The following is a 24,693-nucleotide window of genomic DNA, read 5'->3' on the forward strand; positions in this document are numbered from 1 at the left end:
GTCCCTTGAGGGGGCCGCGGCCGCCCTGTCGTGCGCCCCGGGGCGGGCGGCCGCGTGCGTAGGGCCGGCCCCCGGGCGGGCGGCGCGCGGAGCCGGGTCCCACGCCGACGACCGCGCGGCGCACGGATCGGCGCTCCCAGCGGACACAATGGACGGGTGAGTACCACCAGCCTTCCCTCGTCCGCCCGCGCCGCCGAGCTCCGCACCGCTCTGCTCGCCGCCGGGTTCACCGCCGACGGACTGCTCGACCTGCTCGGCGCCCCCGCCTACGCGGCCCTGGCCCGCAGTGAGACGGTGCCCGCCCTGCGGGCCACCCGCGCCGCGGGCGACGCCCCCCTCGCGAGCCTGGTCCGGCTGTTCCTGCTCCAGCAGCCCGTGGCGTACGCGCACGCCGCCGCCGCGCTGCCCGTCGAGACCGCCCTGGCCGACGGCTGGTTGCGGCGCGAGGGCGACGAGGTGCGCGCCACCGTCGATGTGCGGCCCTACGGCGGCCCGGACGGCGAGGACTGGTTCATCGCGTCCGACCTCGGCTGCGCCGTCGGCGGGGCCGGCGGGATCGGCAGCCGCGAGGAGGCCGTGGTCCTCGGCGTCGGCGGCGCGTCCACCACCCTGGCCGGGATCACCGTGCGCACGCCGGTCGGCTCCGCCCTCGACCTCGGGACCGGCTCGGGCATCCAGGCGCTGCACGCCGGCCGGCACGCCACCCGGGTCACCGCCACCGACGTCAACCCCCGCGCCCTGGAGTTCACCCGCCTGACCCTCGCCCTGTCGGGAGCCCCCGAGGCCGAGCTGCTCACCGGCTCGCTCTTCGAGCCGGTCGGCGACGCGACCTTCGACCTGATCGTGTCGAACCCGCCCTTCGTGATCTCCCCGGGCGCCCGGCTGACGTACCGCGACGGCGGCATGGGCGGCGACGACCTGTGCCGGACGCTGGTGCAGCAGGCCGGCGCCCATCTGCGCCCGGGCGGGTTCGCGCAGTTCCTCGGCAACTGGCAGCACGTCGAGGGCGAGGACTGGCGGGACCGGCTGCGCTCCTGGGTGCCGCGCGGCTGCGACGCGTGGATCGTGCAGCGCGACGTGCAGGACGTGACGCAGTACGCGGAGCTGTGGCTGCGCGACGGGGGCGACCACCGCACCGACCCGGCCGAGTACGTCCAGCGGTACGAGGACTGGCTGGACGAGTTCGAGGCCCGCAAGACCAAGTCCGTCGGTTTCGGCTGGATCACCCTGCGCCGGTCGGACGCGGACGAGCCCTCGATCGTGGTCGAGGAGTGGCCGCACCCGGTGGAGCAGCCGCTCGGCGAGACGGTGCTGGCGCACTTCGCCCGGCAGGACTACCTGCGCGACCACGACGACGCCGCGCTGCTGGAGGCGTACTTCGCACTCGCCGCGGACGTGGTCCAGGAGCAGGTCGGCGCCCCGGGCGCGGAGGACCCGGAGCACGTGGTGCTGCGGCAGCACCGCGGGATGCGGCGCGCCACCGAGGTCGACACGGTCGGGGCCGGGTTCGCCGGAGTGTGTGACGGCTCACTCAGCGCGGGCCGCATCCTCGACGCGATCGCGCAGCTGGTGCAGGAGGATCCGGTCGTTCTGCGGGACCGTACTCCGGAGGCCATCCGGCTGCTGGTCGAGCAGGGGTTCCTGGAGCCCGCGGCCGACCCGGCGCCGTAGCCGCAGCGGTCCGGAAAGCGCCCGCGGGAACGTCCGGGGCGGGGGCGGCACCCGGATGTCACCGGGGGTTCGCCGCCCGTTCCCCTACGGCTGTCATGCTCCTGCTGAGCGGGATCCGGGGGGGTCCCGACGGAGCGGCTCAGGGGTATGGGGAACGGCATGGACCAGGGCCCGGCGATCTTCGCAGCGACCGTGTTCCTGCTGTTCGGAGCCGCTCTGCTGGCCTGGACGGGGGCGCGCTCGCTGCACCGCGCGCCGGTGGCAGAGGGCGCGCGCCCCGTCGTGGCCGCGGCGCTCGCCCTGCTGTCCGGCGGCGTGTCGCTGGCCCTCGGCGTGTGGTGCATCACGCGGCTCTGACGCCGCGGCGCGGAGCCGCGTACGGCGGCCCGGGCACCGCCCGCGGACCCCGGCCGGGACCGGTGCGGGGCGGCTTACGGGGCGGTCGAGGCGCGACGCGCGGGAGCGGGGCCAGGTGGCCCCGCGGCCACTCGGCCCGGTGACCGGGAACGGTCCGGCGCGGCATCCGGGCGGCAGAAGTGGCACTTGTCGGGTTACCGTTCGAGTGGCCGTTGCGGGCTTGTGCCGTTTGACACGGGTGCGGGTTGTACCGTCACACTCCGCAGCGTCGCCGTACCGCGACCGAGTGCCGACCGGAGAGAAGAGCCAAGTTGTCCCCGACTAGCGAGACCGCACATGGCGGCCGCCGACTCGTCATCGTCGAGTCCCCTGCCAAGGCGAAGACGATCAAGGGCTACCTCGGCCCCGGATACGTCGTCGAGGCGAGCGTCGGGCACATCCGCGACCTCCCGAACGGCGCGGCCGAGGTTCCCGACAAGTACACCGGCGAGGTCCGCCGCCTCGGAGTGGACGTCGAGCACGACTTCCAGCCGATCTACGTCGTCAACGCGGACAAGAAGGCGCAGGTCCGCAAGCTCAAGGAACTGCTGGCCGAATCCGACGAGCTCTTCCTCGCCACCGATGAGGACCGCGAGGGCGAAGCCATCGCGTGGCACCTGCAGGAAGTCCTCAAGCCCAAGGTCCCCGTCCACCGGATGGTCTTCCACGAGATCACCAAGGACGCGATCCGCGACGCCGTCGCCAACCCGCGCGAGCTCAACCAGCGCATGGTCGACGCCCAGGAGACCCGCCGCATCCTCGACCGCCTCTACGGCTACGAGGTCTCGCCGGTCCTGTGGAAGAAGGTCATGCCGCGCCTGTCGGCCGGCCGCGTCCAGTCGGTGGCCACCCGCCTCGTCGTCGAGCGGGAGCGCGAGCGCATCGCCTTCCGTTCCGCCGAGTACTGGGACCTGACCGGAACCTTCTCCACCGGCCGCGCCGGTGACGCCTCCGACCCCTCGACGCTGGTTGCCCGCCTGAACACGGTGGACGGCAAGCGCGTGGCGCAGGGCCGCGACTTCGGCTCGAACGGGCAGCTCAAGAGCGAGGTGCTGCACCTCGACGAGGCGAATGCCCGGGCGCTCGCCGCCTCGCTGGAGGGTGCCTCGTTCGCCGTCCGCTCGGTGGAGTCCAAGCCGTACCGCCGCTCCCCGTACGCCCCCTTCCGTACGACCACGCTCCAGCAGGAGGCCTCGCGCAAGCTCGGCTTCGGTGCGAAGGCGACCATGCAGGTGGCGCAGAAGCTGTACGAGAACGGCTTCATCACCTACATGCGTACGGACTCCACGACGCTCTCCGACACCGCCGTCCGGGCGGCGCGGGCCCAGGTCACGCAGTTGTACGGCGCCGACTACCTGCCGGAGAAGCCGCGGGTCTACGCGGGCAAGGTCAAGAACGCCCAGGAGGCGCACGAGGCGATCCGCCCCTCGGGTGATCGTTTCCGCACGCCGGCCGAGACGGGCCTGACCGGGGACCAGTTCCGCCTGTACGAGCTGATCTGGAAGCGGACCGTCGCCTCCCAGATGAAGGACGCGGTCGGCAACTCGGTCACCGTGAAGATCGGCGGCCGGGCGAGCGACGGGCGCGACGCCGAGTTCTCCGCCTCCGGCAAGACCATCACCTTCCACGGCTTCATGAAGGCGTACGTCGAAGGCGCGGACGACCCGAACGCCGAGCTCGACGACCGCGAGAAGCGCCTCCCGCAGGTGGCGGAGGGCGACCCGCTCGCCGCCGAGGAGATCACCGCGGACGGCCACTCGACCAAGCCGCCGGCCCGCTACACCGAGGCCTCGCTGGTCAAGGAGCTCGAAGAGCGCGAGATCGGCCGCCCGTCGACGTACGCCTCGATCATCGGCACCATCCTCGACCGGGGCTACGTCTTCAAGAAGGGCACGGCGCTCGTGCCGTCCTTCCTGTCGTTCGCCGTGGTCAACCTCCTGGAGACGCACTTCGGGCGGCTCGTCGACTACGACTTCACCGCGAAGATGGAGGACGACCTCGACCGCATCGCACGCGGTGAGGCCCAGTCCGTGCCGTGGCTCAAGCGCTTCTACTTCGGCTCGGAGGACGCCACCGAGGTCGTGCCCGCCACGGGCGACCACCTGGGCGGTCTCAAGGAACTGGTCACCGACCTGGGCGCCATCGACGCCCGGGAGATCTCCTCCTTCCCCGTCGGCGAGGGCATCGTGCTGCGCGTCGGCCGCTACGGCCCGTACGTGGAGCGGGGCGAGAAGGACGCGGAGGGCCACCAGCGGGCCGACGTACCGGACGACATGGCTCCGGACGAGCTGACGGTGGAGTACGCCGAGGAGCTGTTCGCGAAGCCGAGCGGCGAGTTCGAGCTCGGCAAGGACCCGGTCAGCGGGAACGAGATCGTCGCCAAGGACGGCCGCTACGGCCCCTACGTGACGGAGATCCTGCCCGAGGGCACGCCGAAGACCGGCAAGAACGCGGTCAAGCCGCGGACCGCCTCCCTCTTCGCGTCGATGAGCCTGGACACCGTCACCCTCGACGACGCGCTGAAACTGATGTCGCTGCCCCGCGTCGTCGGCACGGACGCGGAGGGCGTGGAGATCACGGCCCAGAACGGCCGCTACGGCCCGTACCTGAAGAAGGGCACGGACTCGCGGTCGCTGGAGACCGAGGACCAGCTGTTCTCGATCACGCTGGACGAGGCCCTCGCCATCTACGCCCAGCCGAAGCAGCGCGGCCGCGCCGCGGCCAAGCCGCCGTTGAAGGAGCTGGGTACGGACCCGGTGAGCGAGAAGCCGGTCGTCGTCAAGGACGGCCGCTTCGGCCCGTACGTGACGGACGGCGAGACGAACGCCACCCTGCGGCGCGACGACGACGTAGAGACCATCACGCCGGAGCGCGGGTACGAGCTGCTCGCGGAGAAGCGGGCCAAGGGCCCGGCGAAGAAGGTCGCGAAGAAGGCACCGGCCAAGAAGGCACCGGCCAAGAAGGCGCCCGCGAAGAAGGCGGCGGCGACCAAGACCGCCGCCGCGAAGAAGACGACGACGGCGAAGAAGGCGACGGCCGCCAAGACCGCCGTCAAGAAGACGCCTCCGAAGAAGGCGGCGGCGACCGCTTCCTCGGAGGACTAGGCCGAGGGGCTCGGGCCGGGGAGGTTCGGGTCGCGGAGGTCCGGGCCGGGGAAGTCCGGGTCGCGGAGGTGCGGGTCGGGAGTGACCGCCCGGCTGCAGATGATCGGTACGGGGCCCCGCGCGGTGCGCGGGGCCCCGCCCGTGCTCCCGGCGGACGTCCGGGCCGCAGGTGGGGGAGGGGTCACAGCGGACCTCGTCCACAGGCCTCCGCGCCCGCCAGGCACAGCGGATAGGCTGGGCGGATGACGCGAGCCGAGCAGCCGACGGTCGTGACCGCCGAGGCCAACATGACCTACGACGAAGCCCTAGCCGCGGATTCCCGCGAGAGGGCGGTGCGCGCGCTGCTGCGCACCCCCCGGCTGCGCCGGCTGTGGAGCGCCCAGGTGGTGAGCGGCATCGGCGATGCCCTCGCCCTGCTGGTCCTGGTGCTGCTGGCGCTCCAGGCCGCCCTCTCCGAAGGAGCCTTCGGCGGCGGCTACCGGGGCGCGGCCCTCACCGTCGCCGTCGTCTTCGGCGTCCGCATCCTCGCCACCGTGGTCTTCGGCGCGGCCCTCCTCGGCCCGCTCGCCGGCCTGATGGCCCCCGACGGCAAGCTGGACCGCCGCTGGACGATGATCGCCGCCGACGGGGTCCGCCTCGGGCTGTTCGTCGTCGCGCCGCTCTGGCTCGACTGGATTCCGGCCCACGCGCTCACGGCGCTGCTGGCCACCGTCTTCGTCTCCGGCGCCGCCGAACGGCTGTGGACGCTGGCCAAGGAGAGCGCCGCTCCCGCCCTGCTGCCCGCGCCGCCGCCCGAGGGGGCGACGGTCAGGCCGCTCCCGGACCACATGGACGCGCTGCGCCGGCTGACCCTGCGTACGGCTTTCGCGGCCCTGCCCGTCGCGGCGGCCGCCCTGCTCGCCGCGACCCTGGTCGGCAAGGCCCTCGGCCTCGGCGTGGACTGGTTCGCCGCGAACCAGGCGGCCCTCGGCTCGTACGTGGCCGCCGGCCTCTTCGCGGCATCGATCTCGCTGCTGCTGCCGCTGGTACTGCCCGGTGACAAGACCCCCCGCCCCCGGTCCCCGCTGGAGGGCCTGCGCGCCCCCAAGGCCGGCGACCGCCCCGACAAGGGCCGTACGGGCGCCATCCCGCTCCTCGTACTGGCCTGCGCCGCCGTCGCCGGAGCGGTGTCCTGCGCCGTCGCGGTGGCCGTGCTGCACGCCTTCGACCTGGGCGGCGGTCCGGCCTCCTTCGCACTGTTCGTCCTGGCACTGGTCGGCGGCGCCGCCGCCGGCATCCGCGCCACCCAGGCCGGCAAGGTCCTGCCCGCCCTGTCCCGGCGCCGGCTGCTGGCCCTCGCCATAGCGGTCACCGGCCTGGCGCTGCTGCTGGCCGGGCTGGTCCCGGACACCGCGACCGTGCTGTTCCTGTCGCTGCTCGCGGGCACCGCCGCGGGCGTGGCGGCCAACACCGGCCACACCCTGCTGGACCAGGAGACCGAGGAGTTCCGCCGGGCCCGCCTCACCGAGCACCTCCAGGCGGTCGTACGGGTCGCCCTGGCCGTCGGGGCCGTCGTCGCCCCGGTCCTGGCCTCGGCGATCGGCCCGCACCGGCTCACCGGCGGCGACGTGGTCTTCGCCCACGGCGGCGCCGCCTTCACGCTGATGCTGGTCGGCGCGCTGCTCCTGCCGGTCGCCGTGGTGGTGCTCACCAAGGCGGACGACCGGAGCGGCGTACCGCTGCGACGTGACCTGCGCGAGGCGCTGCGCGGCGGCGAGCCCGACCAGGCGCCGTCCGCCACGGGCTTCTTCGTCGCCCTGGAGGGCGGCGACGGCGCCGGCAAGTCCACCCAGGTGCAGGCACTCGCCGACTGGATACGGGGCAAGGGCCACGAGGTGGTCGTGACGCGCGAGCCCGGCGCCACCCCGGTGGGCAAGCGGCTGCGCTCGATCCTGCTCGACGTCTCCTCGGCGGGCCTGTCCGACCGCGCCGAGGCGCTCCTGTACGCGGCCGACCGGGCGGAGCACGTGGACACGGTCGTCCGCCCGGCGCTTGAGCGCGGCGCGGTCGTCATCTCGGACCGCTACATCGACTCCTCGGTGGCCTACCAGGGCGCCGGCCGCGACCTGTCGCCGACCGAGATCGCCCGGATCTCGCGCTGGGCCACGGACGGCCTCGTACCGAACCTGACCGTGCTGCTCGACGTGTCGCCGGAGGCGGCGCGGGAGCGGTTCACGGAGGCCCCGGACCGGCTGGAGTCGGAACCGGCGGAGTTCCACCAGCGGGTGCGGTCCGGGTTCCTGACGCTGGCCGCCTCCGACCCCGGGCGCTACCTGGTGGTCGACGCGGGCCAGGACCCCGACTCGGTGACCACCGTCGTACGGCACCGCCTGGACCGGATGCTTCCGCTCTCCGAGGCCGAGGTGGCCGCCCTGGCGGAGGCCCGGCGCCTCGCGGAGGAGGAGGCCCGGCGCAAGGCCGAGGAGGAAGCGGCGCGCAAGGCCGAGGAGGAGCGGCTGCGGGCCGAGGAGGAGGCCCGCCGGGCCCGCGAGGCCGAGGAGGCGCGCGTCAGGGCCGAGGCCGAGGCCGCCCGCAAGGCGGAGGAGGAGCGGCTGCGCGCCGAGGAGGAGGCCCGGGCACGGGCCGAGGCCGAGCGCCTGCGCGCGGAGGCCGAGGAGAAGGCACGCGCGGAGGAGCGGGAGCGGCTGCGGCGGCAGGCCGAGGAGGAGGCCCGGCTGCGGGCCGAGGCCGAGGAGCGCCGGCTGGAGAAGCAGCGGCGGGCCGAGGAGGCCCTGCTGAAGGCCGAGCAGGCACGGCGGCTGGCGGAGGCCGCGGCGGCCGAGGTGGCGGCGAAGACCGCGGCTGCGGCGGCGGCTGCAGCGGCTTCGGCTCCTGCCGCGGCGCCGGCTGCGGCTCCGGCCCCCGCTCCGGCGGCGCGTCAGGAACGGCAGGAACGGCAGGAACGGCAGGACAGCGAGGTGACGGTCGAGACGCCCGTGACCCGGCAGAACCCGCCGGACCGGCGGGTCCTGCAGCCGGACGACGTCACCGAGACGGTTCCGGTCCCCAAGGTCGACCCCGCCCGGCCGCGTACCGGCGCAGCCGACGAGACGGCCGTGCTGCCGCCCGTGCGCCTGGCCGACGAGACGGCTGTGCTGCCCCCCGTGCGCCCGGACACCGCTCCGCCGGCGGCGACCGCGCCGCCCGCGGCGAGCGCGCGGTCGGCCTCGCGGCCGACGGCCCGGCGCTCGGAGGAGAACCCGGCCGACCGGGTACCGCCCGGCATCTTCCGCGACACCGGCAACGACCGGACGCGGGAGCTCCCGCTGCTCGACGAGGACGGCCGGCAGCGCCGGACCCGCTCGGACTGGGCCGAGGAGACTCCGCTGGACGACCTCCCGACGCTGGCCGACGAGCTGCTGGGCCGCCACCGGGACGAGGGCGACGAGGACGAGGACCGTCCGCGCCGCCGCCGCTGACGGGGGCCGCACCGGATTGTCAGTGGCGCGCGCCACACTGTGAACAGGCGCGCACGGACGGGAAGCGGACGACGGCGGAGAGCGGAAGGCGGTGGGCGGCATGCCCGTATGGGACGACCTGGTGGGACAGGAGCGGGTCCAGACGCAGCTCGCCGCCGCCGCCCGCGACGCCGACGCGCTGGTCACGGCCGTGGCGGATGGCACCGCGCCGCCCGCCGCGTCCAAGATGACGCACGCCTGGCTGTTCACGGGCCCGCCCGGTTCCGGGCGGTCCACCGCCGCCCGGGCCTTCGCCGCCGCCCTCCAGTGCACCAGCCCCGACCGCGCCCTCGGCGGTGAGCCCGGCTGCGGCTTCTGCGACGGCTGCCACACCACCGTGATCGGCACGCACGCCGATGTGGAGATCGTCCGTACGGATCTGCTGTCCATCGGTGTGAAGGAGACCCGCGACCTGGTGCGCAGGGCCCAGCTCTCGCCGGCGGTGGGCCGCTGGCAGGTCATCGTCCTGGAGGACGCCGACCGGCTCACCGAGGGTGCGGGCAATGTGCTGCTCAAGGCCGTCGAGGAGCCGGCGCCCCGGACGGTGTGGCTGCTGTGCGCCCCCTCGCTGGAGGACGTGCTGCCGACGATCCGCTCCCGCTGCCGGCACCTGACCCTGCGTACCCCGCCCGTCGAGGCCGTCGCCGACGTCCTGGTCCGGCGGGACGGTATCGAGCCCGAGGTCGCCGCGGTCGCCGCGCGCGCGACCCAGGGGCACATCGGACGGGCCCGCCGTCTCGCCACCGACCCGGCCGCCCGCGCGCGCCGGACCGCGGTCCTGCGCCTCCCGCTCCGCGTCGACGACGTGGGCGGCTGCCTCAAGGCCGCGCAGGAGCTGGTCGACGCCGCCGCTGAGGACGCCAAGCAGGTCGCGGAGGAGGTCGACACCAAGGAGACCGAGGAGCTGCGGGCCGCCCTCGGCGCCGGGGCGGGCGCGGGCAGCAGGATGCCGCGCGGTACGGCGGGCGTCATGAAAGAGCTGGAGGACCGGCAGAAACGCCGCCGCACGCGCACCCAGCGCGACAGCCTCGACCTGGCCCTGACCGACCTCACCGGCTTCTACCGGGATGTGCTCGCTCTGCAGCTCGGCTCCTCCGTGGCCATCTCGAACGAGGAGATACGGCCCGACCTCGACCGGATCGCCCGCGCGTCGGGCCCCGAGCGGACGCTGCGCAGGATCGAGGCGATCATCGCCTGCCGGGACGCCCTCGACCGGAACGTGGCCCCGCTCCTCGCGGTCGAGGCGATGACCATGTCGCTGCGGTCCGGCTGAGCCCGCCGCGGCGCGACCCGGCCCGACCGGACCGACCTCACCGGCCCGACGCGACCGACTCGCCCCGACAGGCCCGGCCTGACCGCCTCGCCCCGACCGCCTCGCCCTGACCGTCCCGGCCCGACCGCTTCGCCCCGACCGTCCCCGCCCGACCGTCCCGGCCGCGGCCGTCTCGCCCCGGCGGGCCCGCCGGGCTCGGCCGCGTGCGCCCGGTTGACCGGCTCACCCGTACGAGCGGACGGTCCGCCGTGTCCGGGACGCACCCGGCCCGGGCCGGGCCCGCCCGCCCCAGGCCCGGGCCGCCGGAAGGCGGGGCGGCCGTCCGGCGGCACGGACGCCGACAGGTCGGCGCCGGCAGCGATTACGCTCCTGGAATGGACACCAGTCGCGTGCTGCGTACCACCGGGACCGTGATCGCAGCCGCCGGGCTGCTGCTCTCCGGGTGCAGCTCCGGCGGTACGGGCGGCCCCCGGGCCGCCGCCTCCGCCACCGGGACGTCCGCCACGCCGACCGCGCGGCCGGCCCCCGACGCGGCCACGCTGCGCCCGTACTACGAGCAGAAGCTGACCTGGCGCGACTGCGGCGTCGTCGGCTTCCAGTGCTCCACGATGAAGGCCCCGCTGGACTACGCCGCCGCGGGCTCCGGCCAGGATGTCGACATCGCGGTGGCCCGCCGCCCGGCCACCGGCCCCGGCAAGCGGCTCGGCTCGCTCGTGGTCAACCCGGGCGGCCCGGGCGGTTCCGGCCTCGGCTACCTGCAGGCGTACGCGGGCATCGGCTACCCCGCGCCCGTCCGCGCCCAGTACGACATGGTCTCCTTCGATCCGCGCGGCGTGGACCGGAGCAGCCCCGTCGAGTGCCTGACCGGCCCCGCCATGGACACGTACACGCAGGTGGACCAGACACCGGACGACGCGGCGGAGCGGGCGCGGCTGGTGGCGGCGTTCAAGGAGTTCGCGGCCGGCTGCCAGAAGCGCTCGCAGCGCATCCTGCCCTTCGTCTCCACCGTCGACGCCGCCCGCGACATGGACCTGCTCCGCGGGGTGCTGGGCGACCGGAAGCTCACGTACGTCGGCGCCTCCTACGGCACGTTCCTCGGCGCCACGTACGCGGACCTGTTCCCGGACCGGGTCGGCCGACTGGTCCTGGACGGCGCCATGGACCCGTCCCGCCCGGCGCTCGACCTGAACCGGGACCAGACGGCGGGCTTCGAGACCGCCTTCACGGCCTTCGCCGTGGACTGCGCGAAGCAGCCCGACTGCCCGCTCGGCAGGGGCGGTCCGGCCGCGGTGGGGGCCCGGTTGAAGGAGTTCTTCCGCAAGGTCGACGCCCAGCCGGTGCCCACGGGCGAGGCCGGACGCCCGCTGGGGGAGTCCCTGGCGACGACCGGGGTGATCGCGGCGCTGTACGACGAGAGCGCCTGGCCGCAGCTGCGCGACGCACTGGCCTCGGCCATGGACGGCGACGGGGCGGGCCTGCTGTCCCTCGCCGACAGCTACTACGAACGCGAGCCGGACGGCACCTACGCCAACCTGATGTTCGCGAACGCGGCCGTCAACTGCCTCGACCAGCCGCCCGCGTTCAACGGCCCGGAGGCGGTCGACGCGGCTTTGCCCTCCTTCGAGAAGGCGTCCCCGGTCTTCGGCGCGGGCCTCGCCTGGGCCTCACTGAACTGCGCGTACTGGCCCGTGAAGGCGAAGGGCACGGCGAAGCCGCTGACCGCCGAGGGCGCCCCGCCGATCGTGGTCGTGGGCACCACCCGCGACCCGGCCACCCCGTACAAGTGGGCCCAGGCGCTCGCCGCCCAGCTGACCTCGGGCACGCTCCTCACCTACGACGGCGACGGCCACACGGCCTACGGCCGAGGCAGCTCGTGCATCGACTCCGCAATCAACGAATACCTCCTCCAAGGCACTCCCCCTACCCCCAACACGAAGTGCTGACCCCCGCCGCTCCCGTCTTCATAAGGCTGCGACGCATACGGGGCGGGGGCGAGGAGGCGTCGGAACGGCCCTGTCGCCGTCAGCCTGTCGGACCGCCGAAGAGCGTGCTCCGGTATCCCTGCGGCATGGGAAGGCCCAGCTCCTGCAGGTAGGTCAGACGCGCGTTTATGGCGGCCGAGAAATGCCGCCAGTCCAGGCTGCGGACCGGCTCGGTCGGCTTGGGGTCATCGGCCGACGAGGTCACATAGCAGACGGCGTCATAGAGCTGCTCGGCCATGAGGCGCTCGCAGAAGATTCCGAATCGGTCCTGATAGGAGGTGCCGTGCCAGATTTCGTCAACCGGCAGGGCGCCTGCGGCGGTCCGCACGGGCCGCCGCGAACCCTCGTCGTCCTGCATGATGAAGAAGTAGCCGAGCCAAGGCTTCTCACCCGGGTACAGGCCGGCAAGTGCCGCCCTCCGCAGATCGACGGCGCTGCCGAGCGCTTCTTCGACACGGTTGTTGTAGTTGTTGCCGAACGAGGGTCCGCCGAGTGCCTTCAACTCGAAGGCCGCAACAAGGGTGTCCTCGTAGGCCACGACCACATCCCATTGCTTCTGCGGCCTGTAGTAGCCCGGTAGTTCCAAACCCTGCGGCTTCGTGATCCTGATGCTTTCGGGCGGGTATCCCGCATCGAGGAAGAACTTCGCCAGGAGCACGGCGATGGGGTCGAAGTGCTTGCCGCCCCGCACGGATCCTGCCGTACCGGCGCCGACCGCGGCTCTGATCAGAGACTGATCGATCTGGGTCTGCTTGGCGCCCCAGTACGCCGCGACGGCGTCCTCGAAGTCCTGGCGGGTGACCGTCACGGTCCGCTCCTCCTAGTCAGGCAGCTCGGCGAGGCCGTAGACGCGCAGCGCGGCCTCGGTCGCCGCCTGGACATCGCGCTTGTCGAAGGCTTCCTGGAGGGCAACCCGATCGCTCTCGTCGATCGCCTCCGGGTCGGGCACGCGGATCTTGCGGAGGTACTGCGCCTGGAAGCGAAGGGTCCCGCCGCGCATCTTGACCGCGTACGCCTCCACGAATGCCTCCGCGACCTTGGACAGCAACAGGCCACCGAGTACGCGCATGTCCCAGACGTCCGAGACGATGTAGTACAGGTTGTGATGAGGGTACAGGCGGCCCTCGTCGAGGACCGGATGAATCCTCAGCTTCATATCCGGAAACAGCAGCTTGTGACGACGCGTGAGGCGGTGGTCGACCTTGTCGATGGTCTTGTACCAGCGCGCCGGCTGCTTGACCGCGACATACCGCTTGCGCAGGACTTCGCTGTGTTCCTCGAAGTACGCGGCGAGACGGGGGTAGGCGGCGAGGTCGATTAGATCCCCCCTGGCAGTCCAGGGATTGACCAGGTGCGTACCGTCCCAGCTGAGTGTGCCGCTGGTGGTGTCGCGGACCATGGCCAGGGGCAACAGCCGTTCGTCCTCGACGAGGTCCGAGTCCTTGGTGAGGAAGACCTTGTCGGCACCGGTGGCGATGCCGATGCCCACCTTGGTACCGGTCTCGGTGTCCTCCAGCAGCCGGAAGCGCTCGGTGAGGTCTTCGAGGACGGCCAGCCTCGCGGGGGAGGCCGCCGGCCACGAGTCCTCTTCGGGGAACCAATGAGGCATGCGGGCAGCCTGGAACGAGTCTCCCGTGATCGACGCCGGCCCGTCGGCCGCGTACCAGGCGGCGAACTGCCGGGCCTGCTCGGCTCCGAAGGACCGTGCGGTGTCCGCGGCAACCGCGCGGCCCTGCGCGCTGTTCGAGATGATGGTGATCGCGGGGTAGGCCGAGACCTGGTCAGCGAACGCGTCGACGTCATGCATGACGAGGGCTAGGTCCATGCTGAACTGCTTGGTCACCAACTGCCGGAGTCGTCGGCCGTACTGGTTCCGCATCCACCGGTCGGCGCAGATGAAACCCAGGCGTCCAGCGGGGTTGAGGCTTCGGAGTGCGATCTCGTAGAAGCCGACGTAGATGTCGGCGCGGCCGCCCATGGTGGAGCAGATGCTGCGGTAGGCCGCCATGCGGTCGTCCGGTACATCCTCAAGTCGGATATAGGGGGGGTTGCCGACGACGAAGTCCGCCTGGTACCCCGGGTCCGGCTGCAGCAGGTAGTCGCCCTGCCCGATCCAGGCCTCGGCTACCTTCCGCGCCTCCTCCGGGAGTCCTCCCGCAGCAAGCAGCTCGGCCTCGACGAGGGCGCGGCTGTCCCGCACGTTCCGGTCCAGGAGGTCGTATGCGTGCACGGCGCCGAGCGCGTCCGTGATCGGCCGCTTGCGGGCACGGCATGAGGCACCGATCCGCGAGGCGATCGCACCCAGGAAGGCGCCCCCGCCGCAGGCCGGCTCCACGATCTTCAAGTTGCAGAGGTCTTTGTCGGCCGTGTAGCCGATGAGATCGAGAATGAGATCGACCACCCACCGCCGCGTGAAGACCTCGCCGTGCTCCACCGCCGCCGCTGTGAGGTCCGGGAGGTGCTGCAGGTCGTCGGGGAGCGGGGGAGTTGCCACGTGGCGACCTTACAAGGGTTCCTTCACCGGTCGCCTTTGGCGCGAGACCGCAGCTCAGCTCCCTGTTTTCGGCGGCCGCGCGTGTACTGGGCGTCGGAGCCAGGGAGCCCGTCCGCTCGCCGTGCGACGGGGTGATGCCGGCCTCTTCGTGCGGCGGGGCACCAGGCTTGGCGGGTCAGGCGCTACCGCCGCTGGAAATAGCAAAACCCCCAGGTCACGGCGAGTGAGTCCTGGGGGTTCTACAGAGCCGCCTTCGGGATTCGAACCCGAGACCTACGCATTACGAGTGCGTTGCTCTGGCCAGCTGAGCTAAGGCGGCGCCGCTGGTCAGACAAGTGTTCCCTCGGAAGGGAGCGCTCATCAGCAGCGGCGCCAAGTCTACAGGCTGTGGAGGGGTGCCCAGAACCGGGTTCTGCAGGGGTGGGATATAGACCCTTTAAGGGGAGGAAGCGGTGGGAATCGGTGCGGCGTCGGGGGTGGGTAGTGGCCCGGTCGCCGGGGGTGGGGGGTCGGGCTAGGTTGGTTTGGATGGTGTCCTCGGGGCCAGTGCGGAGGAGGCCCGGCATGACGGCACGGTTGCGCAAGGCGGCGGTGGGTGCGGCCGCGGCAGGGCTGCTCGCGGTGCCCCTGGGGTCCGGAGCCGGCCCCGCCTGGGGCGCGGCAGCGCCCGGGACCGTCCCCGCCGTGGCTCCAGCGTCCGCCCCCGGCGCGGTGGCGCCCGGGTCCGGCGCCGGTGTGGCGGCGCCTACGCCTGGGGTGGGGGAGTTTCCGCAGGTGGATGCGGAGGTGGCGCGGAAGCTGGACGACGCCGTCAAGAAGGTGATGGAGGAGGCCGAGGTGCCCGGGGTGATGGTGCACCTGTCGGCGCCCGGCAAGGGGGAGTACGTCCGGGCCTTCGGTGTCGCGGACAAGGCGACCGGCACGCCCATGACCACCGACCTGTACTCGCGGATCGGCAGCGAGACCAAGACCTTCACCGTGACCGCCCTGCTCCAGCTGGTGGACGACGGGAAGGTGGGCCTCGACGACCCGATCGGCACGTACGTCGACGGGGTCCCGAACGGTGACCGGATCACCCTGCGCGAGCTCGCCGGGATGCGGAGCGGGCTGTTCAACTACTCCGCGGACGAGGGGTTCTTCAAGGCCCTGACGAGCGACCCGTACCGGCAGTTCACCCCGCAGGAGCTGCTCGCGTTCTCCTTCGACCACCCGGTGGTCTTCGAGCCGGGCACGCAGTTCCAGTACTGCAACACCAACCTCGTCCTGCTCGGCCTCGTGGTGGAGAAGGTCTCCGGGACCCCGCTGGCCGAGTACATCAACCGCGAGGTCGTGGCCGAGGCCGGCCTGAAGCACACGCTGTTCCCCGTCGGCGCGGAGTTCCCCAGTCCGCACGCCCACGGCTACACGAACCAGACGGCCTCCGGCAGAACCGAGGACTCCACCAACTGGAACCCCTCCTGGGGCTGGGCGGCCGGAGCGATGATCTCCGACCTCGCCGACATGAAGTCCTGGGCGAAGACCCTGGCCACCGGCACCCTGCTGACGCCCGCCACGCAGGCGCAGCGGTTGAAGGTGTCCCCGGCCGGGGACCTGCCGGACACGGGCTACGGCCTGGGCATCTTCAACGTCGACGGCTGGATCGGCCACAACGGCTCCCTGCCCGGCTACCAGTCGCTCACCGTCTACCTGCCCGAGGCGCAGGCCACGCTGGTGGTGCTGCTCAACACCGACATCACCCACGAGGGCGCCGATCCCGGCACGCTGTTCGGCGAGGCCATCACGGAGATCGTCACCCCCGACCACGTGTACCGGCTGCCCGCCCAGCCCCCCGCCGGGAAGACCGGTTGAGCGGGTACCGCCCCCACGCCCCGGCCCGCACGCCCCACCCAAGGCCCGAACGCCCCCGCCCCGCACCGCCCCCACGCCCCCGGCCCGCAGGCTCAGGACCGCCCGCCGCACAATGATCTCCGTCGTGAGGGAACGGACGAGGGACAGGGGACCGGCATGACAGACAGGGCAGACGCGACCGCGGAGGTCGTGGTCCGCGTGGCGGGCGCCGCGGACGTCGAGGAGGCCGCCGCGCTGTTCCGCGGCTACCTGGACTTCTACGAGGTGCTCCCCGAGGACCCGGACCTGCCGGGCGCCTTCCTCGCCGAGCGGATCGCGAAGGACGAGTCCCTGGTGCTGCTGGCGGCGGTACCCGGCGTCGGGACGGTCGGCTTCGCGCAGGTGTACCGGACCTTCTCCTCCCTCGCCCTGCGGACGGCCTGGGTGCTCAGCGACCTGTACGTGGCGCCGGAGGGCCGCCGTACGGGGGCCGGGCGGGCGATGCTGCGCGAGGTGCTGCGCCGGGCGCGCGAATCCGGGGCGTCCGGGGTGCAGTTGGAGACGGCGTACGACAACACGGTCGCGCAGGGGCTGTACGAGGCGGAGGGCTTCGTCCGCGAGGAGTTCCACGTGTACTTCCACGGGTTCGGCTGACCGGTTCTGTCGAGGGTGAAACATTTCCGCGCCCCACCGCGTCATTGGGGTGGGACGGACGCGAGGGGGAAGCGGATGCGGCAGGGGCGCACGGACGGGTTCCGTGAGTTCGCGGCGGGCCGGTCGGGGCATCTGTACCGGTCGGCCTGCCTGCTGACGAGCGGGGACACGCACCTCGCGGAGGACCTGGTGCAGGAGACGCTCGGGCGGATGTACCTGCTCTGGGGGCGGATCTCCCGTATCGACAATCCGGCGGCGTACGCGCAGACGGTGCTGGTACGGGCCTTCCTCACCCACCAGCGCCGCCGCTCGGCGGGGGAGCGCCCGGTCGGGGAGTTCCCCGAGCCGGGCGCGGCCGCGGCCGCCGATCCGGCGCTGCGGCTGACGCTGCTGGAGGCGCTGGGGCGGCTGGCGCCGAAGGACCGGGCGGTGCTGGTGCTGCGGTACTGGGAGGACCGCAGCGTCGAGGAGACCGCCGACGCGATGAACGCCAGCTCGGCGGCCGTCCGGACCCGCACCACGCGGGCGCTGGCCCGGCTGCGTGGGGAACTCGGCGGCTCGTCGGCCGAGTTCGCTGCCACGCACTGAGCGGAGAGAGCCGCCGGGCCGCGGCGGCGGGGCCGGGGCTCTCCCCCGGGCCCGTACCGGCCGGTCCTGTCCCGTCACACCTGTCACCTCTGAACAGAAGGTCTGGTTCCCCATGTCCTTTGAAGACGAGCTCGGCGAAGCCCTCCGGCGTACGGGGGACGGGTTCACCGCCGACCGGCACGCCCTCGCGGAGGCCGGTGAACGGCGCGGGCGCAGGCTGGTGGCCCGCCGCCGGGCCGCGGTGGCCGGCGGATCGGTGCTGGCGATCGCCCTGATCGGTACGGCCGGCGCCTATACCGGCGGTCTGATCGGCCCCTCCGGCTCGGCGCAGGTCGCCGCGCCGCCGACCCCGAAGAGCACCGCCCCCCACCGCGACGGGCCGCCGGGCGCCGGCGGGGTCAGCGCCGACGACATGCTCGCCGACCTGGAAGCGCTGCTGCCCGGCGGGAAGTTGAGCGGCGGCGAGGCTCGCGGGACGGACAGTGAGCTCTACCCGATGGCCTCGGGCATCTACGACGACGGGAAGGGCAGGGCGGCCGTCAGCGTGAGCCTCTCCCAGGTCGATCCGCTGGGGAGCCACGCCCATGAACTGACCTCCTGCGGGGACAGGAAGGTCGTCGGGTACGACGACTGCACGGTCGAGAACCTGCCCGACGGTACGAGGATCCTGCTGGAGAAGGGGTACGAGTACTCCGACCGCCGGGTCGACACCAAGGCGTGGCGGGCCGTCCTCGTGAACCCGCGGGGTTTCATGGTCACCGCCACCGAGTGGAACGCCGCCTCGGAGAAGGGGTCCCCGGTCACGCGCACCGATCCGCCGCTGTCCACCGTCCAGTTGAAGGCCCTGGTCACCTCCACCGTCTGGCACAAGGCCCTGAACGCGGTGCCGGCCGCCCCCGCGGAGGCGGCGGCCCAGCGGGCCCGGTCGACCGGGGTGTCCGGGAAGGACGCCCTCGTGGAGCTGCTGGAGAAGTACGGGATCCCGCTCGCCTCCGCCAAGGGGCGCGACCAGTTCGGCCAGGCCGTGCTCCACGACGGCAAGGGCCTGTCGCTGGTCCAGCTCAGCCACACCAAGGGCGACAACCGGCCGGCCCTCACCGGCCCCGGCGTCACCACGACGGACGACGGGACAAGGATGCAGGTCATCCGCAAGGCCGCCGAGCACGGCAGGGGCGTGGTCGAGTGGACGGTGGAAGCCGTGCGTCCGAACGGGCTGCGCGTGGTGGTCACCGCGTACAACACGGGCGAGCAGTTCGGCGCGGCCACCCGTCCGGAGCCCGCGCTGTCGGTGGCGCAGCTCACTGAGATCGCCCTCGCACCGCGGTGGAGCGCGATCCCGTAGGGCGGGCGGGGATCACTTGGCGTCCGCGTAGCACTCCACGACGGCGGTGGTGAAGGGGAACCGGACCGGGGTGTCGCCGAAGGTGAGGCGCCCGGCCCGGTCCCCGGCGGCCCGGATCGCCTCCGCGACCGTCTCGGCCTCCTCGGCCGGGCAGTGCACGATCACCTCGTCGTGCTGGAAGAACACCAGCTCGGCCCGCATCCCGGCGGTCGCCTGCCGCAGCGCGGCGAGGAGCAGCAGCGCCCAGTCGGCGGCGCTTCCCTGCACGACGAAGTTGCGGGTGAACCGGCCGCGGGCCCGGGTGCTGGTGGAGGCGTGACTCGGGGTCCAGCCGTCGTCCCGGTCCTGCGGGATCCCGGCCTCGCCGCCGCCGTCCTCCCCGTCGCCGGACCCGGCGGGCGGCGGACAGGTGCGGCCGAGCCAGGTCCGTACGAGCCGGCCCTCCTCCCCGGCCCGGGCCGCCTCGTCCACGTAGGCCACGGCCAGCGGGAAGCGGCGGCGCAGGGCGGCCAGGTTCTTCAGGCCGTCCCCGGAGGTCTGCCCGTAGACGGCGCCGAGGACGGCGATCTTGGCCTTGTCCCGGTCTCCGGAGAAGCCCTCGCGGGAGACGGCGGTGTAGAGGTCCTCGGGGCGGCCGGCCACCTCCATGAAGGCGGGGTCGCGGGAGATCGCGGCGAGTACGCGCGGCTCCATCTGGTCGGCGTCGGCGACGACGAGCCGCCAGCCGGGATCGGCGACCACCGCGCGGCGGATCACCTTGGGGATCTGCAGGGCGCCGCCGCCGTTGGTGACCCAGCGGCCGGTGAGGGTGCCGCCGGGGATGAACTCCGGGCGGAAGCGGCCGTCGTGCACCCAGTCCGCGAGCCAGCCCCAGCCGTGGGCGGTGTAGATCCGGTACAGCTTCTTGTACGCGATCAGCGGCTCGACGGCGGGGTGGTCCAGCTCCTGGATCTCCCAGCGCCGGGTGGACTTGAGCTTGATCCCGGCCTCGGCGAAGGCCTTGATGACGTCGGCGGGCAGATCGGGGCGGACGCGCCGGCCGAAGGCGGCGGAGACCCGGTCGGCCAGCTCGGCGAGGCGCCGGGGCTCGCCGCCGCCCGCGTACCGCTCGCCGAGCAGGTCGGTGAGCAGGGCGCGGTGCACGTCGGCCCGCCAGGGCAGGCCCGCGCGGTTCATCTCGGCGGCGACGAGGAAGGCGGCGGACTCGGCGGTGGTGAGCAGCCGCATCCGGTCCGGGTGGGCGGTGGCGTCGATCCGCTCCGCCTGGCCGGCGTGGACGGCGAGCAGCGCGTCGAGGGGCAGTGGGGCGGGCCGCGGGTCGAAGAGCGAGGACTGTGTGCCGGGGGAGGCGGACCGCTGCGGCGGATCGGGCGGTACGGGTCCACCCGTCAGCCGGGCCCACGCGGCGGCGGCGGAGCGGGGCTCCCCGAACCGGCCCTCGTGGCCGAGCAGCAGGAGCTCGGCGTCCTCGACGTCGTAGCAGCGCTCGACGCGGACGCCGGACGCGAGGAGGCGGGGGTAGACGGCCGCGGTGGCGGACCAGATCCAGCGGGTGTCGGAGGGAGCGGCGCGGATCGCCTCGGCGGGGTCGCGGACGCGGAGCCGGGCCCCGGGGTGGGGGGTGGCGGGTGCGGGTGCGGCGTGCCACCAACCGTCGCCGTCCTCGGCGAGGGCCCACCGGGGGGTGCGGTCGCTCATGGGTGCGAGTGTCCCACCGGGGTCTGACAGTGCGGCGGCGCCGGGCCGGGGGTCGGAGGCCGGGGCCGGGGGGCGGGGCCGTGCGGTGTGCGGCGGCGCGGGCCGGCCGGGCTCAGGGATCGGGGCTCCGCCCCGGACCCCGCGCCTCAAACGCCGGCGAGGCTGGTAGTTGCCCCGGCGGGGGGAGGTGGTCCGCGGGGCATTTGCGCTGGCGGGGCGGGGGGTGGTCGCGGTGGGGTGGGAAGGTGCTGGGAGGGGGTGGGGGTGGGCGTGCCAAGCTGAGGGGGTGAGAGATCTTTCCGACGTGGTCGACCGGGCCTTTGCCGCCGCCCTGTACGCGCAGGACGACGGCGGGCTGGACACGGGCGCCTCGATGCTCGTCGCCGAGCCCGGGCAGTGGCCCGGGGTGGGGCAGGAGCTGCTGGCGCGCGGGGAGACGTACGTACGGCAGGGCTGGGAGCGGGGCTGGCGGCCGGCCGACGTGCTCCGGCTGGTCCGGCGGGACCTCGACGAGCGGCACCTGCGGATCGCCGGCGACCTGATCGCCGCCGAGGCGCGCCGCTACGCCCGGCTCCCCGAGCGGTGGACCGGGGCCGAAGCCTGGTGGGGCGAGGACACCGCGTACGCCGAGCGGGTCGCGGAGCGCGAGCGGACGGACCGGTTCACGCTGGTCACCGCGTTCCTGGAGGTGTTCCGGCTGCTGGTCCGGCTGCCCTCGATCGAACCGGTGGGCCCGCTGCCGGGCGACCCGGTGGACCCGGTCGAGCACGCGCACATCGAGCCGCGGATGCTGGGCCGCATCCGGGCCCTGCTGGCGAAGGCGGAGGCGACGACCTTCCCGGAGGAGGCGGAGGTCCTCAGCGCCAAGGCGCAGGAGCTGATGGCCCGGCACACCGTGGACGAAGCGCTGCTGGCGGTGCGGACGGGGTCCTCGCGGACGCCCGGGGCGTGCCGGATCGGCGTGGAGCCGCCGTACGAGGAGGCCAAGGCGGTGCTGCTCGACGCGGTGGCGACGGCCAACCGCTGCCGGGCGGTGTGGAACAGCGCGTTCGAGTTCTCCACGGTCGTGGGCTTCGAGAGCGACCTGGAGGCGGTGGAGCTGCTGTACACCTCGCTGCTCGTGCAGGGCACGGCGGCGATGACCCGCGCGGAGGCCGCGCAGCGCTCGGGCGGGCGCAAGCGGACGAAGACCTTCCGGCAGTCGTTCCTGCTCGCGTACGCCAGTCGGCTGGGCCAGCGCCTCGCACGGACGGCCGAGCACACGGCCGCGCAGGCCCCGGACTACCTGCCGGCGCTGGTCGCGCGGGACGTGGCGGTCACCTCGCGGGCGGAGGAGATGTTCCCCCGGACCACGACGACGCGGCTGCGCGGGGCGACCGACCACGCGGGGTGGGAGGACGGGACCGCCGCCGCCGACCGCGCCCACATGGGCGGGCGGCGCAAACCGCTGACGTGAAGACCCCGTTACCCTCCGCCCCAGTAGATCCCCCCTCTGTGGCTCCCGCCCATGCCCCGTGACCGACCGCCCCCGCCGACCGCCCCCGCCGACCGTCGCCACTGACCGGCTGACCGGCTGACCGGCTGACCGGCCGACCGGCCGCGCGCGGCCCCCTCCCGAGCGCAGCGCGACCCGCGGCCGTCTGCGCCGACCGTCGCCCCTGACCGGCCGACTGGTCGCGCGCGGCCCCGCGCCTGACCGCAGCGCGACCCCCGACCGCAGCGCGGCCCCCGACCGTCCCCGCCGACCGTCGCCCCTGACCGGCCGACCGGCCGCGTGCGGCCCCGCCCGACCGCAGCGCGACCCGCGGCCCGCCCGACGAGCCGCCCCCACCGGCCGCAGGGTAAACCGGGCGAAGCGGCGGAAACCCTACCGAAGACCCCCAGCGGATACGCTCGGCGCCATGAGCTGGCTGCGGGCCCTGAAGGACTCCGTCCGGTCGGGCCTGGCGGTCGAGCGGGCCTCCCTGGAGCCGCTCGTCGCGTTGCGCGCCACGGTCGGCCTCGCGATCGTCATCGGCGCGGGGCTGGCCCTCCTCGGGCCCGGGGCGGCGGTCAGTTCCGCTTTCGGGGCCTTCATGGCGGCCGTCGCCACCTTCCAGAAGAGCTGGCGCCCGCGCCCCGCCCTCGCCCTCTCCTCCGGTCTGACCCTGGCCGTGTCCACCTTCACCGGGTATCTCGTCGGGTCCTCGCACACGGTGCTCTTCCTGGCCCTGCTCGCCGTGTGGACCTTCGCGGCGGGGATGATGTGGGCGGCCGGACCCACCGCCGGGGTCATCGCCTCCAGCAACGTCGCGATCATGCTGGTCACCGTCACCCTGCCGGCCTCGGTGCCGCAGGCCGCCGGGCACGCCGCGATGATCGCCGCGGGCGGGATGGTCCAGGCCCTGCTCATCGTGCTCTTCCCGGTCCGCCGCTGGGGCGCCCGGCGCGACGCCCTCGCCGACGCGCTGGCCGCCGAGGCCGACTACGCCCGCCGGCTGCGCCACGACCCCGTCGCCCCCTTCGACCCGCAGCCGCTGATGCGGGCCCGCGCGGCGGCCGCGGTGACCCCGCGCGAGGCCCGCCGCCGTCCCGCCGAGCTGCACGGGGCCCGGGGGTCCGCGGAGCGGATCCGGCCGGTGCTGGCCTCGCTCGCCGACCCGGCGGTCGGCGCCCCGGCCGAGGGCCCGGCCCGGGACCGGGTACGGGAACTGCTGGCCGCCGCGGCCGCGGTGCTGGACGCCGCCGCGCGGGCGATCCGGCGCGGGGAGCCGGTGCGGGCGCCCGCCCCCGCCCTCGCGGTCCTGAGGTCCCCCGACACGGCGGGCCTCCTGGACGGCGCCCCGCTGCGGGCCGCCCACCGCCTCGCCGCCCTGCTGGACGACGTACGGGAGACGGCGGAGCCGGTGTCCGGCCGCACCGCCGACCCGGGTGAGTCCCTGCTGCGGCCCACCCTGCCGGGATCGGTGCCGCCCGCGCTGAAGGCCGTACGGGCCGAGTTGCGCCCGGGGTCCCCGGTGCTGCGGCACGCCGTGCGGGTCACGGCCGTGGCCTGCGCGGGGTACTTCCTCGGGCACGCGCTGCCGTTCGGGCACGCCTACTGGGCCCCGATGGCCTCCGTCATGGTCATGCGGCCGGACTTCAGCCAGACCTACGCGCGCGCCGTGGCCCGCTTCTCCGGCACCCTCGTCGGGGTCGCCGTCGCCACGGCCGTCGTGCAGAGCGCCCAGCCCGGCATGTACCTGTCCGGCCTGCTCGCCGTGGTCAGCGCGGGCCTGATGTACGCGCTGATGCGCACCGGGTACGCCGTGACGCAGGTGTTCGTCTCCGCGTACGTGGTCTTCCTGCTCGGCATGGGAGGGGCGCGCTGGGACCAGACCGTGCCCGACCGGGTCGCGCTCACGCTGGTCGGCGGCCTCCTCGCGATGGTCGGCTACGCCGTCTACCCGGCCTGGGAGACGCCGAGGCTGCGGGCCCGGCTGGCGGACTGGCTCGCCGCCGTCGGGGGGTACGCGGCCGCCGTGCTCGGGCAGTACGCGGATCCGGCCGGGGCCCGGAGGGCCGACGTGCGGGAGGCGCTGCTGGCGGCCCGCGACGCCCGGATCGCCTGGCAGGAGGCGCTGGCACGGGCCGCCGGGGAACCCGTGCGCCACCGGGGGCTGTCCCGAACCGCGGCGGAGGGGGCGGGCGACGCCCTGGCCGCGCTGGGGCGCAACGCCATGCTCCTGGAGGCCCACCTGCCGGACCGCGCGCACCCCCCGGTCCCGGGCGCGGCCGCCCTGGCGCGGGCCCTGCGCGAGGCCACGGAGGCGGGGGCGAAGGCGGTGCGGGAGCGCCGGGTGCCGCGGTGGGACGGGGTCCGGGCCCTGCTCGCCGACGGGAACGCCCCCGCCCCCGCAGCCACGCCCCGGCCGCACCCCGCCCCGGCCGCGCACCCCGCACCCGACGCGCACCCCGACCCCGCCCCCGACCCCGGCGCGCCCGCGCGGGACGTGCTGCGCGGTGCGGCCGGGCAGATCCTGGACTCCCTCGACGAGGTGTCACGGGCCCTGCGGCCCTGATCCGTCCGGCGGATGACCCGTGAGTGATCAATGGACCACCGCGCGTGCACGTGCATCTGCCCATGCATGCGCTTATGAACACAGCTATGATCCGGTGCAGTTGACATCTGCACTATCGGGGGCTTCC

15 protein-coding genes and 1 tRNA gene are annotated in these 24,693 nt (G+C 74.1%); 12 read left to right on the top strand and 4 right to left on the bottom strand.

The annotated features are described in order from the left end of the window. Nucleotides 1–156 precede the first annotated feature (156 nt). The 6 genes from ACFWUQ_RS12685 to ACFWUQ_RS12710 all read left to right on the top strand — a co-directional run bounded on the left by ACFWUQ_RS12685 (nucleotide 157) and on the right by ACFWUQ_RS12710 (nucleotide 11,884). Entirely contained in the window at nucleotides 157–1,671 is a 1,515-nt protein-coding gene (locus tag ACFWUQ_RS12685) for a methyltransferase (protein WP_384536749.1), read from the top strand. Between the two features lie 159 nt (nucleotides 1,672–1,830). Further along, nucleotides 1,831–2,028: a hypothetical protein gene (locus tag ACFWUQ_RS12690; protein WP_384536752.1), complete on the top strand. Its 198-nt coding sequence runs from the start codon at nucleotides 1,831–1,833 to the stop codon at nucleotides 2,026–2,028. 311 nt (nucleotides 2,029–2,339) lie between these two features. Beyond that, entirely contained in the window at nucleotides 2,340–5,171 is a 2,832-nt protein-coding gene (topA, locus tag ACFWUQ_RS12695; RefSeq protein ID WP_384536755.1) for a type I DNA topoisomerase, read from the top strand. 242 nt (nucleotides 5,172–5,413) lie between these two features. After that, nucleotides 5,414–8,629, top strand: coding sequence for a dTMP kinase (tmk, locus tag ACFWUQ_RS12700; RefSeq protein WP_384536758.1), 3,216 nt, complete (start codon nucleotides 5,414–5,416; stop codon nucleotides 8,627–8,629). 100 nt (nucleotides 8,630–8,729) lie between these two features. Beyond that, the gene (locus tag ACFWUQ_RS12705) at nucleotides 8,730–9,941 is read left to right on the top strand and encodes a DNA polymerase III subunit delta' (protein WP_384536761.1); all 1,212 of its coding nucleotides are present in this window, start codon (nucleotides 8,730–8,732) and stop codon (nucleotides 9,939–9,941) included. A 374-nt stretch (nucleotides 9,942–10,315) separates the two neighbouring features. Then, nucleotides 10,316–11,884 carry an alpha/beta hydrolase gene (locus ACFWUQ_RS12710; RefSeq protein ID WP_384536764.1) on the top strand — a complete coding sequence of 523 codons (1,569 nt, stop codon included), beginning with the start codon at nucleotides 10,316–10,318 and terminating at the stop codon, nucleotides 11,882–11,884. A 79-nt stretch (nucleotides 11,885–11,963) separates the two neighbouring features. Here the strand turns inward: ACFWUQ_RS12710 and ACFWUQ_RS12715 are convergent, their stop codons facing one another. From ACFWUQ_RS12715 to ACFWUQ_RS12725, 3 genes are all read right to left on the bottom strand, one after another. Further along, on the bottom strand, nucleotides 11,964–12,731 hold the full coding sequence (locus ACFWUQ_RS12715) for a PaeR7I family type II restriction endonuclease (protein ID WP_384536767.1): 768 nt from the start codon (nucleotides 12,729–12,731) through the stop codon (nucleotides 11,964–11,966). Nucleotides 12,732–12,743: 12 nt separating this feature from the next. After that, nucleotides 12,744–14,417, bottom strand: a complete 1,674-nt coding sequence (locus tag ACFWUQ_RS12720; RefSeq protein WP_384536770.1) for an Eco57I restriction-modification methylase domain-containing protein — start codon at nucleotides 14,415–14,417, stop codon at nucleotides 12,744–12,746. A gap of 245 nt (nucleotides 14,418–14,662) precedes the next feature. Continuing rightward, nucleotides 14,663–14,736: transfer RNA gene (locus ACFWUQ_RS12725), tRNA-Thr, on the bottom strand. 467 nt (nucleotides 14,737–15,203) lie between these two features. Between ACFWUQ_RS12725 and ACFWUQ_RS12730 the strand changes: the two genes are divergently transcribed. The 4 genes from ACFWUQ_RS12730 (at nucleotide 15,204) to ACFWUQ_RS12745 (ending at nucleotide 18,828) form a co-directional block, all read left to right on the top strand. Next, nucleotides 15,204–16,265, top strand: a complete 1,062-nt coding sequence (locus ACFWUQ_RS12730) for a serine hydrolase domain-containing protein (RefSeq protein ID WP_384536773.1) — start codon at nucleotides 15,204–15,206, stop codon at nucleotides 16,263–16,265. A 156-nt stretch (nucleotides 16,266–16,421) separates the two neighbouring features. Continuing rightward, nucleotides 16,422–16,898: a GNAT family N-acetyltransferase gene (locus ACFWUQ_RS12735; protein WP_384536775.1), complete on the top strand. Its 477-nt coding sequence runs from the start codon at nucleotides 16,422–16,424 to the stop codon at nucleotides 16,896–16,898. A gap of 75 nt (nucleotides 16,899–16,973) precedes the next feature. Next, nucleotides 16,974–17,486, top strand: coding sequence for a SigE family RNA polymerase sigma factor (locus tag ACFWUQ_RS12740; protein ID WP_384536778.1), 513 nt, complete (start codon nucleotides 16,974–16,976; stop codon nucleotides 17,484–17,486). A 112-nt stretch (nucleotides 17,487–17,598) separates the two neighbouring features. Next, nucleotides 17,599–18,828: a hypothetical protein gene (locus tag ACFWUQ_RS12745; protein ID WP_384536781.1), complete on the top strand. Its 1,230-nt coding sequence runs from the start codon at nucleotides 17,599–17,601 to the stop codon at nucleotides 18,826–18,828. 12 nt (nucleotides 18,829–18,840) lie between these two features. On the opposite strand, the gene ACFWUQ_RS12750 is transcribed toward ACFWUQ_RS12745, so the two are convergent. Further along, complete coding sequence (locus tag ACFWUQ_RS12750; protein ID WP_384536783.1) at nucleotides 18,841–20,526, bottom strand: bifunctional 3'-5' exonuclease/DNA polymerase; 1,686 nt, start codon at nucleotides 20,524–20,526, stop codon at nucleotides 18,841–18,843. Between the two features lie 286 nt (nucleotides 20,527–20,812). Here ACFWUQ_RS12750 and ACFWUQ_RS12755 point away from each other — a divergent pair, with 286 nt between their 5' ends. Then, entirely contained in the window at nucleotides 20,813–21,982 is a 1,170-nt protein-coding gene (locus tag ACFWUQ_RS12755; protein ID WP_384536786.1) for a DUF2786 domain-containing protein, read from the top strand. A 445-nt stretch (nucleotides 21,983–22,427) separates the two neighbouring features. Then, on the top strand, nucleotides 22,428–24,566 hold the full coding sequence (locus ACFWUQ_RS12760) for an FUSC family protein (RefSeq protein WP_384536789.1): 2,139 nt from the start codon (nucleotides 22,428–22,430) through the stop codon (nucleotides 24,564–24,566). Nucleotides 24,567–24,693 lie beyond the last annotated feature (127 nt).

The sequence above is a fragment of the Streptomyces sp. NPDC058662 genome (assembly GCF_042716255.1).
Taxonomy (GTDB): domain Bacteria; phylum Actinomycetota; class Actinomycetes; order Streptomycetales; family Streptomycetaceae; genus Streptomyces.